This window comes from Centipeda artemidis DSM 19719 (assembly GCF_000426665.1).
Taxonomy (GTDB): domain Bacteria; phylum Bacillota; class Negativicutes; order Selenomonadales; family Selenomonadaceae; genus Centipeda; species Centipeda artemidis.
In genome coordinates this window covers 138,983-153,542 of the sequence record NZ_AUFU01000003.1, presented here as the reverse complement: position 1 = coordinate 153,542, position 14,560 = coordinate 138,983, and the positions used below count along the sequence as shown (strand labels likewise).

Sequence of the window (14,560 nt, the reverse complement as noted above, 5' to 3'; positions counted from 1 at the left end):
GTTTGGCAATAAACGATACTCGGGGTTATAGCTCAGTTGGTTAGAGTGTCTCGTTGACATCGAGGAGGTCACAAGTTCGAATCTTGTTAACCCCACCATTTTGTTACATCTGTCCGCAAATTTGCGGATTTTTTATTCGTTGCTCACTTAGCTCAGTTGGTAGAGCATCTCCGTCACATGGAGGGGGTCGGGGGTTCGAATCCCTCAGTGAGCACCATCTAGGATATTCTAAGAAGGTTTTCTGCGGATGTGGGAGACCTTTTTTTGTTGCTGTGATGATAAAACTATGAGCCTGTCCTTCTGAAAAAATATACGGGACTTGACGGCTTTGCTATAATGGTAATCGTTAGGAGAACTTTTTCGAATGCCTGCGGGAGGGTGAGGGAAATCGAATTTCATGCGTTGACAAAGGAAGACAAGCCGCTGCTGGATCGATATTTTCGTGCGAATTACTATGAGAACTCGCATTTTAACTTTACAAATCTCTATATGTGGCGCGAACCGTTCCATGTTCATGTGGCGGAGGAGGATGATGTCCTCTATGTTGTGAGCGAGTGGAAAGCGCGCGTATCGGCGCTGCAGCCGTTCTGTGATCCCACACGCTACCCGGAGGCGACGAAGAAGCTGCTCGCGTACTTCGAGGAGATCGGGCAGCCATTTCACATCTACGATATGGAGCGCGGCTACGCGGACTTTCTCCGCAGCTGTGACTGCGCGAGCTTCGAAGTCGTCGCTGACCGCGACAACTATGACTATGTGTATCTGTCTGAAAAGCTCATCAGTCTCTCGGGGCGCAAGCTGCACTCGAAGAAGAATCATCTGAACGCGTTCCGCAAGGAACATCCCGAGGCGGAGTTCCGCCCCATCACGAACGAGATCGTGACGCAGTGCAAGCTGGAGCTGAACAGCTGGTACAAGCAGCATCGCCAGGAGGACGGTACAGTCGATCTGTTCATTGACTATGAGCGCACGGCGATTCTCGAGGTGCTGAATAATTTCGCAGATTTCGGCCTGAAAGGCGGAGCGATCCTCTTGGATGGACGCGTGGTTGCCTTTACGTTCGGCGAGCAGCTGAATACGGATACGGCAGTGATCCATGTGGAGAAGGCGGATCCAGAGGTGCGCGGCGCATATCCCGCGATCAATCAGGGATTCGTGGAGCACGCGTGGAGCCATCTTACCTATATCAACCGCGAGGAGGATATGGGGATCGAGGGACTGCGCAAGGCAAAGGAGTCTTATAAGCCCGAGAAGCTGATTGAGAAATTCAACGCAACCCTTGTGGGATTTGCAAACTGTTCGTGAATATGGTAAGATAGCACAACGCTAGGATAAGGTAGGCTCGTCCTTCGCCCCACATAAGCGGCGGAGGACTTTCTTGTTTACATTTATTCAGATGATGCAATGTTGTAATACGGGGGAACGATCATGAACCACACGAAATATGCCAAGGGATACTATATGCCGCCCGAGATCCGTCTGGACTGGCTGCGCAAAGATGCGCCGGAGAAGGCGCCGATATGGTGCTCGGTCGATCTGCGCGACGGCAATCAGGCGCTCATCATTCCAATGAGCCTCGATGAGAAGCTGGCGTTTTTCGATCTCCTCGTACGAGTGGGGTTCAAAGAAATCGAGGTCGGTTTTCCTGCCGCATCGGAAACGGAGTATGAATTCCTGCGCCGCCTCGTGGAGGATAATCTCATTCCAGACGATGTAACGGTGCAGGTGCTGACGCAGGCACGCGAGCATATCATTCGCAGGACATTCGATGCGCTGCGCGGTGTGAAGAATGCCATCGTACACGTCTATAACCCGACCTCTGCGGCGCAGCGTGAGCAGGTATTCGGCCGCTCCAAGGAGGAGATCCTGCAGATCGCCGTGGACGGCGCGCAGCTGCTCAAGCGGCTGACGGAGGAGGCAGGGGCAGACTACCGCTTCGAGTATTCGCCCGAGAGCTTCACGGGGACGGAGCCGGAGTATGCGCTTGAGGTCTGCAATGCCGTGCTCGATGTGTGGCAGCCGACGCCCGACCGCAAGGCCATCATTAATCTGCCCTCGACAGTGCAGATGTCAATGTCGCACGTCTACGGCATGCAGATTTCGTACGTCAACGAGCGCTTGAAGTATCGTGACAGCGTTGTCCTCTCCCTACACCCGCACAACGACCGCGGCTGTGGTGTAGCGGATGCGGAGCTGGGGCTGCTCGCCGGCGCGGACCGCGTCGAGGGTACGCTCTTCGGCAATGGAGAGCGTACAGGCAATGTCGACATCATCACGGTGGCTATGAATATGTTCGCCCTCGGCGTCGATCCGAACCTTGATTTTTCTGATCTGCCGCATCTCGTAGAGGTATATGAGAAGGTGACGCGCATGCAGGTCAATCCGCGCCAGCCGTATGCCGGCTCGCTCGTCTTTGCCGCATTCTCAGGCTCGCATCAGGATGCCATCGCCAAGGGGATGAAGCATTGGGACGAGAACAAGCCGAAGCATTGGTCGTTGCCGTATCTCTACATCGACCCGAAGGATGTTGGGCGCACCTACGATGGTGACGTGATCCGCATCAACAGCCAGTCGGGCAGGGGCGGCGTCAGCTATATCATGGAGCAGCAGTACGGCATCAGTATGCCGAAGAAGATGCGCGAGGATTTCAGTTACCGTGTGAAGTCCGTCTCCGACAACGGACACAGGGAACTCCTGCCGGATGAGATCTACAAGGTGTTCACAGATACCTATGTCAATGTCGGCTTTCCATTCGAACTTTCGGATTTCCATCTGAAAAAGCAGCCGGACGGCACGCGTACGGGCGATGTCCATCTCAAAGTGGACGGCGAGGAGCGTACCTATGAGGCGCGCGGCAACGGACGTCTTGATGCAATCTCAAATGCTCTGCAGGAAAACCTTGGCCTCCGCTATACGAACCTGACATACAGCGAACATGCATTGGAGATCGGACAGACCTCGCGCGCCATCTCGTACATCAGCATCACGGGCGAGGACGGCAAGGTCTACTGGGGCGCAGGTACGGACACGGACATCATCACCTCGTCTATCCTGGCCCTGTTCAGCGCAATCAACCGGATGAAAGCAGGACACTAACTTGTGACGGATACAATTGCAGAAAAACTGAAGCTGCTCCCGGACTCTCCGGGTGTCTATATTATGAAAGACGCCCGCGGGAAGATCATCTATGTGGGCAAAGCCATTGTTCTCAAGAACCGTGTGCGGCAGTATTTTCAGAGCAGCCGGAACCAGGCGCCGAAAGTGCGCGCGATGGTCTCGCACATTGCTGACTTTGAGACGATTATGACAGCGAATGAAGTCGAGTCATTGATTCTTGAGGCAAATCTGATCAAAAAACATCGGCCGCGCTATAATATCCGGCTGAAGGACGACAAGAGTTACCCCTATGTAAAAGTGACGGTGCAGGAGGAATTCCCGCGCGTTTTCATCACGCGGCGCGTTCTGCGCGATGGTGCGCGCTACTTCGGCCCCTATACAAATGTAACGGCGCTGCGGGACAGCTTGAAGCTCCTGAAGCGCCTTTTTCCTCTGCGTACGTGCCGTACGATGCCCGACCGGCCCTGTCTGGAGTACCACATCAAGCGCTGTCTCGCGCCCTGCGTGGGGAAGGTAACGGCGGAGGACTACCGTGCGATGATCCGCGCCGTCCTGCTCTTTCTCGAAGGGCGGACGGACGATGTGGAGCGCGAGCTGGAGCACCGCATGAACCTTGCAGCAGAAGCCTATCACTTCGAGACGGCGGCACGGCTGCGCGATCAGCTTGCTGCGGTGCGCAAGGCGGCGGAGCGGCAGAACATCGTGACGGGCGCGGGCGATCAAGATGCGATCGGCATGGCGCGCTCGGCAGCGGGTGTCTGCGTGCAGATCTTTTTCATCCGCGGCGGCAAGATGATCGGGCGCGAGCACTTCCTCCTGCGCGGGAGCGACGAGGAGCGCGACGAGGACGTTCTGCGCGCCTTTCTCGAGCAGTATTACAACGCCGCGACGTTCGTGCCGCGCGAGGTTCTCCTGCCGCTTGACATCGGCGCGGCGGAGCGCGCGGTCATCGAGCGCTGGCTCGCGGACAAAAAGGGCGGCGGCAGGGTCGCACTCCTCACGCCGCAGCGCGGCACAAAGCGTGACATCGTCGTCATGGCGACGGGGAACGCCCAGAAGTTCCTCGCCGACGAGGAGACGCGCCGCGCGCTTGCGGATGAGCAGAATATGGGGGCGGTTGAAGAACTCGGGCGCTATCTCGGGCTGAAAAAAGCTCCGTACCGCATGGAGTGCTTTGACATCTCGCACAACCAAGGGCAGGAGACCGTCGCCTCGATGGTCGTCTTTGAGGGCGGTATGCCGAAGAAATCGGATTATCGCCGCTTTAAGATCCGCAGCGCGGAAGGAAAGCCCGACGACTTCCTCTCCATGCGCGAGGTGACGACGCGCCGCTATGTCGGTCTGCCCGCCGAGGAACTGCCCGACCTCATCATCATCGACGGCGGCAAGGGGCAGCTCTCCTCCGCGCTCGAGATCATCCGCGGCGCGGCGGGGCACAGCGCCGTTCCCGTGGTCGGACTCGCGAAGCAGTTCGAGCTGATTTTTGTGGAAGGCGAATCGGAACCGGTCGAACTCCCGCGCCGCAGCGACGCGCTCTATCTCGTCCAGCGCATTCGAGACGAAGCACACCGATTTGCGATCACCTATCACCGCAGTCTGCGCGGCAAACGCAACCTCGTCTCCGTATTGGATCATATCGTCGGCGTCGGACCGAAGCGGAGGCAGGCGCTGCGCGAGCACTTTGGAACGATTGAAAAGATGAAGGCAGCAAGCGTGGACGAGCTCGTTTCCGTGCGCGGAATGAATCGTCCTGCGGCCGAAGCGGTCTATCATTTCTTCGAAGTACAGCGGAATCTGCGCGGAAAATGATAGAACGATAAATGATAGGATTCTCCCACTAAAATGACGATCTGAACCATTGTGAAGCAGTTCAGATTATTATAGAATAATCAAAAAGATTTGAATTGACGACACTCTTACATAAAGGAGGTGTCGTACGGTGAACATCTTTTCTCGCGTTTTGACTGCATGTGTCCTAATCATATTGGCAACAACACTGACAGATTGCGGCAGTTCCAAGCAGCAATTCGAGACGGATGATAATACCGTCGTTGTCTATAATTGTAATACGGAGGACTGGACGGCACCCATCGCAAAAGAATTTCAGGAAGAAACCGGAATCCGAGTGAAACTCGTCGCCGGCGGCTCGGGAGAGCTGATGGCGCGCGTACGCACAGAGAAGGAAGACCCGCGCGGCGACGTCCTATGGGGCGGGGCGGAGGATGCCTATGTGGCGCTCACGCCTTATTTAGAGCCGTATGACGCACCTGAAAAAACGGCAATCGACCCGCATTTTGTGCAGGCGGACAATATTTTTTACAGCGTGACGATGGATCCCTTCGTACTGGCATACAATACGGATCTGGTCAGCGAAGCGGACGCGCCGCAGGGCTGGCGGGATCTCCTCGATCCCAAATTTCGCGGACGCATCGCGCTCGCGGATCCGGTGAAAACGAGTTCCACCTATGCGCTGCTGTTTACCATGACCGACGTGCTCGGCGATGCGTCCGTAATCGGTCGGCTTGCCGAACACTTGGACGGCAAAGTTGCCGCAGGTTCCGCCGCACAGATGAAAGCGGTCGCCGACGGCGAATATGCCGTCACCGCGACCTTTGAAGCCGCGGTCATGCGCTACATTGACGCGGGCGCCCATGTGAAGATTGTCTATCCGCAAGAGGGGACACAGATCTCCTCGGGCGGCATTGCCGTCCTTCGGAACGCAAAACACATGGAAAATGCAAAAAAATTCCTTAATTTCGTCATGAGCAAAGAGGTTCATGAGCGCTTTGCGCAGTATGACCGCCGCTCGACGCGCGCCGATATACCGGCGCCCTCACATCTCCGCCCTCTCGCGGAGATCTCATTTACACGATTTGATACGCAGCGTGCCGTTTCCTTTCGGGACGAGTTCCTAAGCAAGTGGCGCGCGGCGATTATCAAATAAATCCCCATTTCCCCCATCCCCCCATTCCCATATTTTCCCCTTCCAAGACCGTCACATTTTGTGGCGGTTTTTCCAATTTCACGGCAATTTACACTTGACATTATCCTAGTTTATCTTTATTCTGTATGTTAAGACATTGAATGCGATTCTTTTCGTATTCGTTGCCCGTGTGCAGAAGGATAGAACTATGCGTGTTATAAAATCGCCCCGGTTCAGTTACCGGAAACAACTGCTCGTCTATCTGATGCTCGGCGGACTCCTGCCGCTCCTTCTTGCCTCGGCGATGATCCTCTACGCGGCGGGCGAGGTATATGAGAATATGCAGGCGAAGAGCGGACGCGCGGAGGTGCAGCGCATCTCGCGCGAGATCGATACGCTCGTGAGCAATTACGAACGCCTGATGAATCCGCTGCTCGTGGGTGGCGAGACCGTCGCCTTCCTGCGCGGGTCGCGGGAGAATGTGGAGGAGATCTACGGCAGTCTCTATGCGATCCTCGCTGGTCATGCGGGGGAAGCCGCCCTCTATCTGCTTTCCGCCGACGGACGGCAGGTCATTGCGACGGACGATGTGCCGCGTGCCTACGCTCTGCCGGAAAATCTCGGCTGGGGGCTTCTCGGTCAGGCGGCGCGGTCGCACGATTGGGTGGAATCGGCGGCGGATAAATATGCCGCCGACCGCAGCGAGGTGGTTTTTTCGCTCGCGCGTGCGATTCGCCGGGGAGACGAACTGCTCGGCTTTGCCGTCATCGACATCAAGCGGGAAGCACTCGTGCCGCTCATCCAGCGCGTACAGGAGGGGCGCGAAGGGCATATCATTTTAACGGATCGCTACCAATATGTCATGCTGAATATGCAGGACTACCGCAGCGAGGGCTTTTCGCCGCTGCGCTCCTTAAGCGAGGCGCAGGAGACGGCGAACTCCTCCGTGCGCGACTATATGCATACGTCGCAGGAGACCTCGTTTCAGATCTACCTGCGACAGTACAATGATCCTGCACCGCTCGACTATTTGCTCCGTCTCATCGTCATCGTGGACGCCGTTGCCCTCTGTATCACGGCGTATCTGTCCTACCGCCTGAGCCGCAGACTCTGGCAGCCGCTGCATACGCTCGCAACCGCAATGCGCCGCGTGCGGCATGAGGACGATTTCTCCGTGCAGGTCGACATCCGGCGCGGCGACGAGATCGGCGAGCTCGCGCTCACCTTTAACGGGCTCATCGAACATGTGCGGACGCTCCTTGCGGAGAACCGCGCGCGCGAGCGCACGCTGCGCATCGCGCAGGTCAAATCGCTGACGGAGATGATGCGTCCGCATTTTATCTACAATACTCTCAATCTCATTAAGTGGAGCGCAAAGCTCGGCGACAGCGAGGGAGCCGCCGACACCGCAGTGCAGCTTGGGAAACTCCTGCGCGCTTCCGTCAGTATGAAGGAGTTCGTCACGGTGGCGGACGAGCTCATGTTTCTGCGCACCTATCTAAAGATTCAGCAGCGGCGCTTTGAGGGACGTCTGAACGTCACGGTGCGCGTGGATTCCGAGATCTATAAATGCTATGTGCCGAAGCTCATTTTGCAGCCGCTCGTTGAGAACGCGATCCGGCACGGACTCGAAGGGCTTGAGCGCGGCGGCAGCATTACGATTGTCGGGGGGAGGACAGGAGGTTATTTGGTCTTTCGCGTCGCGGATAACGGGCAGGGAATCTCGCCCGATCGGTGCCGGGAGATCATGCGGCACAGGGATGACAATCATTTCGGCCTCTACAATGTGCACATGCGTGCCGCGCTCAACGGCGATGCGCACTGCGGCATTGAACTTCACAGCGAGGAAGGAGAGGGCACCGAAGTCGTGTTGACCTTGAAAGCATGGGAGGAGGCTCCCCATTATGATTAAGGTACTCATCATTGACGACGAGCCGCTGCAGCGGCAGGGCATTGTGCGCATGACGCCGTGGACGGACTTTGACGCAGAGGTCGTCGGCGATACCGGCAGCGGCATGGAGGGGATTCTCCTCGCGCGCCGCCTGCGCCCCGACGTCCTCATTGTGGATATCAAAATGCCGGGGATCTCGGGACTTGAGGTCATCGAGCAGCTGCGGGGGGAGATCGACGCGGAGTACATCATTCTCTCGGGCTATGGAGAGTTCGAGTTTGCGCAGCAGGCGATCGCGCTCGGCGTTTGCGCCTATCTGCTCAAACCGCTTGACGACGAGGAACTTGCCGCCGCCATGAAAGAGGGGGCGGAGCGCATCTATCGGCGCCGCGCCCGTGCGGAGGAGACGCAGGAGGAGAGGGACGGCCGGCCGACCATCCGTATCCCGCAGGAGGAACCCGTGCGTGGTTATCTGCTCCATGCCGTCCGTTACATGGAGGAGCATATGGAGCACTCCATCACGGTGCGCGAGGTCGCCGAGGAGCTCGGCATCAGCGTCAGCTATCTGCACAAACTCTTTGCGCGCTGCGGCACGTCCTTCAGCGCGTATCTCACGGAGTGCCGCCTGCACCGCGCGGGGGAAATGCTGCGCGAGAGCGACGAGAAGATCTACGTTATCGCCGCGGCGTGCGGCTATCAGGACACGCGTTATTTCAGCAAGATCTTTCAAAAACATACAGGTCTCAAACCGACGGAATACCGCAGCGAAAAAATTTCGTAAAAAATCTTCTTACCCTCTAGTCAAAACCGGAAAAATGTTGTAATATAATAATTGTTATTGGATAATAACTCTATATGAGTTTTATATCCCGTATCACATATTTACGACTGTGTATTATATTTATATAGGAGGGTTTTCAATGAAGACATGGGTTTGTACGGTTTGCGGCTGGATCTATGACGAGGCTGCCGGAGATCCCGACTACGATCTCGCCGCAGGTGTGGCGTTTGAAGATTTGCCTGAGGATTTTGTCTGCCCGCTCTGCGGCGTGGATAAGACACTGTTTGAGCAGCAGGAGTGAATTTCGGACGGTACACACAAAACGAGTCCCGCGTTTGCGGGGCTTTTTTATTGTGAGAGAATGGGTCGCTTTTGTATACCTCCTTGGTCTCACATCTATTGTTACACAACAAAACTCCTATGACTCTTAACACCTCTTAATTGATTGCAATCTAAATGTTTGTTATAATAGGCACATTGTATACAAGAAAAGGGGCGAGGCGATGATACGGCTGATCTTTTCGGATATGGACGGGACGCTGCTGGACGAGAACGGGCGGCTGCCGGAGGAGTTCGGCGATCTGTACCTGCGGCTGCGGGAGCGCGGCATCATCTTTGCGCCCGCCTCGGGGCGGCAGTATGCGTCGCTGCGCCGGACGTTTGCACCGTGGCAGGAGGAGATGATCTTCGTCGCGGAGAACGGGACGATGGTCGTTGACCGCGGCGGTCGGGAGCTCTTTGCGAGCTCCGTGGAGCGCACGCTTGCACTCAGCGTTTTGCAGACAGGGGTGGAAAACCCTGCGGCGTACTCTGTGTTATGCGGGAAAAAACATGGTTATGTGCTGAGAAAAGAAGCGGTGCCGTCCTTTTGTACGCATCTCAATCAATTCGTCACAAAGGCAGAGTTCGTCGAGTCTTTTGCAGCAGTGGATGATGAGCCCATCAAAATGTCCTTTTGCGACCTCACGGGAAACGCTGAGACGACGATCCTCCCACAGATGCTTGCCTACGAAGGGAGACTTCAAGTCTCGCTTTCGAGCCGTGAGTGGGTCGATCTCTACAATCGCGGCGTCAGTAAGGGCGCGGCGGCGCGGCACATCCAAGAGGCGCTCGGCATTGCTCCCGAAGAGTGCGCGGCGTTCGGCGACTATGAGAATGATCTCGAGCTGATGGACGCTGTGACGCACAGCTTTGCGATGGAGAACGCGCTGCCCTCTGTGAAAGAGCGTGCTCGTTATACCGCACCGAGCAACAGCGCGCACGGTGTGACGGCGATCTGTGAGCGCATTCTCGCGGGCGACTACGACTGAGGTGTGCCATGCGATTTGACTACCATATGCATCTCGAATACGGCTCCTACGACGAGGACTATGCGGAGGGATTCTTCCAAGCAGCGGCGGAGCGCAGCATCGCAGAGATCGGGTTCTCCGAGCACTCACATACCTTTCCCGAGTTCGAGCAGCTTTACTACGACGACCTTATCTTAGATGACAGCTTCGTCGGCAGCTTTCAGAAAAAATGGCTGCGGACGAATAAGTTCAAATATACACTTGACGAATATTTTTCCTTCATCGAGAAATTAAAGAAGAAACACAGGGTGCTCGCGGGCATCGAGGTCTGCAATTTTCAAAATCAAGAAGTGGTCGCAAAGATCCTTCGCGCCTATCCGTTCGATTATATCATCGGATCGGTGCATTTCCTTGGCGGGTGGGCGTATGATACGGGGGCTCTTGTCGAGGAGTGGCCGCGTCACGACCTTCGGGACATTTACGAACAGTATACGGTCGAAGTGGAGCATCTCGCGGCGGCGGGGCTCTACGATGCACTCGGGCATCCGTTCAACATCAGGCTTTACAAACATTTTCCGGACTTCGACGTGACGCCGTACCTCATGCGCGCAGCGGAGGCAATGCGCAGGGCTGATATGATTGTCGACCTGAACACGGGGACGTACTATCGTTATCCGGTGCAGGAATTTTCCCCGTATCCGGATTTTATGCGCGCGGCGCGGGCATATGATCTGCCCGTCATCACGACGTCGGATGCGCATCAGCCCGCCGACTGCGGGCGTTACAACGAGGAGGCCGTGCAGTATGCACGCTCCTTTGGCTATACCGATCAGATTCGTTTTACAGGCGCGCGCGGGAGGGAGCTTGTGCCGCTCGTATAGATTTTTCTGTGCAGAGAGGAGTTATGAACATGAGGACAAACTATTTGCTCGGGTTGCTCGCGGCAGTTTTCGTTCTTTTCATGCAGAGTCCCGCCGCGCTTGCCGCGGACAAAGATCCGTGGATATGGCTCAGTTCGAACGATAAATATTCGAAGTTTTACGCACCCGCCTCGGTACGCACCGTCGCGAGTGTGACGAAGAAACGCTCCAAGACTGCGGTCGCAACCGAGATCGAGGCGGAGATCAAGACCTCGTTCAGCTACGCGGGGGCAGAGGAGACGATCCGCAACTACAATATCGCGCATGTGATCAAGGATCCGGGTAAACTCTCTTACGCCGTCGCACGCGTGCGTGTCTACCCGCAGAACCGCATCCTGCAGTACATCAGCGAGACGTTCTACGATGCCGCGGGCAACGTCCTGTGGTCGAAAGGTGAGGGCAGGGAAAAGGAGATGAACTCCCAGCAGTTTGACGAGGAGTTCTACGCCGCCATCATCGACACCGTGTTCCGGCAGGGCGAGCTTGACCGGATGCGTGCGGACGACCGCTGGATCACACTCTGGTCGGACGAAAATGCTGCGGGGATCAAGACCCACGTGACGGCGGACATGTCGACCATGCGCCGCGAGAAGGACAACCTTATCTTTTGGGCATGGACAGAGGTGGAGGACAAACAGGGGAATATCATCGAGATCAAATTTGACAAGCGTGCGGTGAATCTGCCGCAGGGAACGGAGCGTATCATCAGCGGTCGTTTCTGGTCGCCCGGCGAAGGGTGGCAGGAGCTCGACGACGCCTATGAGGGAGCCTACCGCATGATTGCAAAGAGCACGCCCGAGGAGCGTGGACTCATGCGCCTGCGTGCATTTGCCGACGGGTACAGCACGTGGGTGAACCGCTATCGTATTGATTAACGCGCGCCCACAACACGGGAAAGGGAAACGATTGCAGTATGCCGATTAAGATACCGAATAATTTACCTGCGACAAACGTGCTTGAGGGCGAGAATATCTTCGTCATGAACGCCGCGCGTGCATACAGTCAGGACATCCGCCCTCTGCGGATCCTCATTCTGAACCTCATGCCCATCAAGGACGTGACGGAGACACAGCTTCTGCGGCTCCTTGGCAATACACCGCTGCAGGTTGAGGTCGACTTCATCTATACGGAGTCCTATATCCCTTCACACACCTCGCGCGACTATCTTACAGAGTTCTACGGCACATTCGCCGAGGTGCGGCATAAAAAATACGACGGGTTCATCATTACGGGGGCACCCGTCGAGCAGATGGAGTTCGAGCGCATCGCGTACTGGGACGAGGTAGCAGAAATCATGCAGTGGAGTCGCAAACATGCCTACTCCACCTTTCACATCTGCTGGGGAGCACAGGCGGGGCTGTACTATCATTATGGCATCCCGAAATACTGGATGGATAAAAAGATCTTCGGTGTCTACGAGCACCGGATCTGCGTGCAGCATGAGAGCCTCCTGCGCGGATTCGATGACGCCTTTTATGTGCCGCACTCGCGGCACACCGAGACGCGCAGAGAGGACATTGAACGCATCCCGGAGCTGACAATCCTCTCGGAGGGCGATGCGGGCGTCTACATCATCGCGAATCTGCGCCGCCGCCAGTTCTTCATCACCGGGCATGCCGAGTATGATCCGCTGACGCTGAAGGCAGAGTATGACCGCGATCTCGCAGCGGGTATGACTCCGGATATTCCGCTGAACTACTATCCGGACGATGACCCGAACCGGTTGCCCGTTGTGCGCTGGCGAAGCGTCGCGCATCTGCTCTTTGCGAACTGGCTGAACTACTACGTCTATCAGGGGACACCGTACGAACTCGACAGTCTCGACAACGCCGCGGACGACTGGAGCATTTGACTTTTTGCGGCGCAGTCGCGTGTGTTCAGTAAAAATTCAGCTTTTTCCCATATCATATAGAAAATGATAATGATTCGATAGGAGCGATTTGCGTGCAAAAAATATGGGGTGCGGCACTCGTTGCGGGCGCCGTTTTTCTCATGGGTGTCCGCCCCGCAGCAGCGGAGGAAATCCCCAAGAACATCTATCAGTGGGTGCAGTCCACCGCAAGGCAGGGATATTATTTCAACAAGGAGCAGATCCAGTACGCTGCGGACGCGCACGGCTATATTGATCTCACAAAGCTCGTCGTACCGACCCTGCGCATCTACGACAACATCCAGATACAGGATGTCGTCTCGAAGCGCCGCTGGCGGATGCTCCCGCTCTCAGGCTACGGCGACCTCACGGGTGCGGCGGAATACCTCCTCATCGACCTGCGTGCAGGCGTCGTTCATGTCACTGCACACGAGGATCTCGACAGCAATTGGGGGACGCTCTCCCGCGAGGAGAATACGAAGGAGTTCAAGCTCTCCTCTCTCTCGGATAAAGACGTCGAAAAAAAATTCTTTGATGTCATCATCGCGTATGCGGCAGAGCATCAGGAAGAGCTGATTCACCGCTCGCACGGGATTTTATCCGACGCAGATCGCGCGGCGCTCGCATCGAAAAAAGAAAAATCCGTTGCGAGTGACGAAAAGACCCGAGAAAAGCACGTGAAGAAGGAGAAAAAAGCCAAGAAAAATAAGAAAAAATAGCGGATAGAACGCTGCTCCGGGCTTTTTGGAGCGGCGTCTTTTTTTATAGCTTTTTCTGCAGAAACAAGGTATAATAACCGGAGGAAGAATACTGCGAAGGAAGGTAGACCGCATGACAGACAAGGAATGGATGCAGCTGGAACTGAGCCGAAAGGTGAAGGCGGAAGGCGGTAATATCAGTGTGGAACGCATGACGGAGATCGTCTCCGAGCTCAGTCGGCGTCTGCGCGAGAATCCAAATCTGCCACGCGAGGTGAACAGCATCACTGCCGACGAATTGATTGCCCGGGCGCGGAAAAAGACAGGCGAGGAACGCTACCGCATCGTCAAGCGCGTCCTGCGCATGGAGCCGAACAACATCACGGCGGCGTGCATGGAGGTCGAATACCTCGCCAAGAACGCGGACGACCGCGTGCATCTTTACGAGGATCTCGCGCGTGCAGCGACGGCACGGCTGAGGGCGGAGGGGCTCTTTGCTGAGAAAAATATCGGTAAATTCTGGTCTCTGACCGCGACTAAGCCCTATATGTTCCTCCGTCTCTCCTATCTCGATGCCCTGTGCGAGGCACGCAAGCTGCGCCTTGCGGCGAAGGAATGCGAAGAGATGATGCGGCTTTCGGAGCATGATGATCTGGGACGGCGCTATCGTCTCATGTTTATCTATGCAACGATTGAGGATGGAGACCCCGCGATTGAGCTCTATCAGCGCTATGAAGAGGGAGTCGCAATGATGTACCTCCCGCTCGCCATGCTCTTCTACCGTCTCGGTAAAATGAAGATGGCGCGCAGCTTCCTGAAGGAGCTCAGCGCAACAAATATTGATACCGCCGCATTCTTTGAACGCGGGCTCGCCGGCGACCTGCCGCGTCGTGCGCCGGGGCGTCATGCCGGATCCTTTGCTATCGGTACGATGGAGGAGTTTGGCGAGGCGGTTTCGGACAACGAATTCGCATTTGTCGGCATGAAGGCATTCTTCGCATGGGGGCTGAGTGAGCTGCGGCAGGAATCTCCTGAAGTGTCACATACGTAGAGGGCTTTTCCCGCGGCAAT

At 56.1% G+C, this 14,560-nt stretch carries 13 protein-coding genes and 2 tRNA genes; all 15 read left to right on the top strand.

The window, feature by feature from the left end:
• The first annotated feature begins 21 nt into the window (after positions 1-21).
• The 15 genes from K341_RS0104360 (at position 22) to K341_RS0104290 (ending at position 14,540) form a co-directional block, all read left to right on the top strand.
• Positions 22-98, top strand: a tRNA-Val gene (locus K341_RS0104360).
• A gap of 43 nt (positions 99-141) precedes the next feature.
• Positions 142-217 (top strand) — tRNA-Val (locus tag K341_RS0104355).
• Positions 218-378: 161 nt separating this feature from the next.
• Positions 379-1,305: a phosphatidylglycerol lysyltransferase domain-containing protein gene (locus K341_RS0104350; RefSeq protein ID WP_026761984.1), complete on the top strand. Its 927-nt coding sequence runs from the start codon at positions 379-381 to the stop codon at positions 1,303-1,305.
• Positions 1,306-1,428: 123 nt separating this feature from the next.
• Entirely contained in the window at positions 1,429-3,096 is a 1,668-nt protein-coding gene (locus K341_RS0104345) for a 2-isopropylmalate synthase (protein ID WP_006695422.1), read from the top strand.
• Positions 3,097-3,099: 3 nt separating this feature from the next.
• Positions 3,100-4,926 carry an excinuclease ABC subunit UvrC gene (uvrC, locus tag K341_RS0104340; RefSeq protein WP_026761983.1) on the top strand — a complete coding sequence of 609 codons (1,827 nt, stop codon included), beginning with the start codon at positions 3,100-3,102 and terminating at the stop codon, positions 4,924-4,926.
• A gap of 130 nt (positions 4,927-5,056) precedes the next feature.
• Positions 5,057-6,061 (top strand): ABC transporter substrate-binding protein, encoded by a 1,005-nt coding sequence (locus K341_RS0104335; protein ID WP_026761982.1) that lies wholly within the window; start codon positions 5,057-5,059, stop codon positions 6,059-6,061.
• Positions 6,062-6,248: 187 nt separating this feature from the next.
• Positions 6,249-7,952 (top strand): cache domain-containing sensor histidine kinase, encoded by a 1,704-nt coding sequence (locus tag K341_RS0104330; RefSeq protein ID WP_026761981.1) that lies wholly within the window; start codon positions 6,249-6,251, stop codon positions 7,950-7,952.
• Positions 7,945-8,712 carry a response regulator transcription factor gene (locus tag K341_RS0104325; protein ID WP_026761980.1) on the top strand — a complete coding sequence of 256 codons (768 nt, stop codon included), beginning with the start codon at positions 7,945-7,947 and terminating at the stop codon, positions 8,710-8,712. The genes K341_RS0104330 and K341_RS0104325 overlap by 8 nt, the downstream gene beginning before the upstream one ends.
• A gap of 139 nt (positions 8,713-8,851) precedes the next feature.
• On the top strand, positions 8,852-9,013 hold the full coding sequence (locus K341_RS0104320; protein ID WP_009350476.1) for a rubredoxin: 162 nt from the start codon (positions 8,852-8,854) through the stop codon (positions 9,011-9,013).
• A 202-nt stretch (positions 9,014-9,215) separates the two neighbouring features.
• On the top strand, positions 9,216-10,022 hold the full coding sequence (locus K341_RS0104315; protein ID WP_026761979.1) for a Cof-type HAD-IIB family hydrolase: 807 nt from the start codon (positions 9,216-9,218) through the stop codon (positions 10,020-10,022).
• An 8-nt stretch (positions 10,023-10,030) separates the two neighbouring features.
• Complete coding sequence (locus tag K341_RS0104310) at positions 10,031-10,882, top strand: histidinol-phosphatase (protein WP_026761978.1); 852 nt, start codon at positions 10,031-10,033, stop codon at positions 10,880-10,882.
• 29 nt (positions 10,883-10,911) lie between these two features.
• Positions 10,912-11,796 carry a hypothetical protein gene (locus K341_RS0104305; protein WP_081657278.1) on the top strand — a complete coding sequence of 295 codons (885 nt, stop codon included), beginning with the start codon at positions 10,912-10,914 and terminating at the stop codon, positions 11,794-11,796.
• A 38-nt stretch (positions 11,797-11,834) separates the two neighbouring features.
• Positions 11,835-12,773: a homoserine O-acetyltransferase MetA gene (gene metA / locus K341_RS0104300; RefSeq protein WP_026761976.1), complete on the top strand. Its 939-nt coding sequence runs from the start codon at positions 11,835-11,837 to the stop codon at positions 12,771-12,773.
• A gap of 92 nt (positions 12,774-12,865) precedes the next feature.
• Positions 12,866-13,510: a hypothetical protein gene (locus K341_RS0104295; protein WP_026761975.1), complete on the top strand. Its 645-nt coding sequence runs from the start codon at positions 12,866-12,868 to the stop codon at positions 13,508-13,510.
• Between the two features lie 112 nt (positions 13,511-13,622).
• Positions 13,623-14,540, top strand: a complete 918-nt coding sequence (locus K341_RS0104290) for a hypothetical protein (RefSeq protein WP_026761974.1) — start codon at positions 13,623-13,625, stop codon at positions 14,538-14,540.
• The last annotated feature ends 20 nt before the right edge of the window (positions 14,541-14,560 follow it).

What these genes read in the sequence shown, in the direction of transcription:
- K341_RS0104345 (WP_006695422.1), top strand. Translation starts at nt 1,429, where the DNA reads ATGAACCACACGAAATATGCCAAGGGATACTATATGCCGCCCGAGATC.
- K341_RS0104330 (WP_026761981.1), top strand. Translation starts at nt 6,249, where the DNA reads ATGCGTGTTATAAAATCGCCCCGGTTCAGTTACCGGAAACAACTGCTC.
- K341_RS0104325 (WP_026761980.1), top strand. Translation starts at nt 7,945, where the DNA reads ATGATTAAGGTACTCATCATTGACGACGAGCCGCTGCAGCGGCAGGGC.
- K341_RS0104320 (WP_009350476.1), top strand. Translation starts at nt 8,852, where the DNA reads ATGAAGACATGGGTTTGTACGGTTTGCGGCTGGATCTATGACGAGGCT.
- K341_RS0104315 (WP_026761979.1), top strand. Translation starts at nt 9,216, where the DNA reads ATGATACGGCTGATCTTTTCGGATATGGACGGGACGCTGCTGGACGAG.
- K341_RS0104310 (WP_026761978.1), top strand. Translation starts at nt 10,031, where the DNA reads ATGCGATTTGACTACCATATGCATCTCGAATACGGCTCCTACGACGAG.
- K341_RS0104305 (WP_081657278.1), top strand. Translation starts at nt 10,912, where the DNA reads ATGAGGACAAACTATTTGCTCGGGTTGCTCGCGGCAGTTTTCGTTCTT.
- metA (WP_026761976.1), top strand. Translation starts at nt 11,835, where the DNA reads ATGCCGATTAAGATACCGAATAATTTACCTGCGACAAACGTGCTTGAG.
- K341_RS0104290 (WP_026761974.1), top strand. Translation starts at nt 13,623, where the DNA reads ATGACAGACAAGGAATGGATGCAGCTGGAACTGAGCCGAAAGGTGAAG.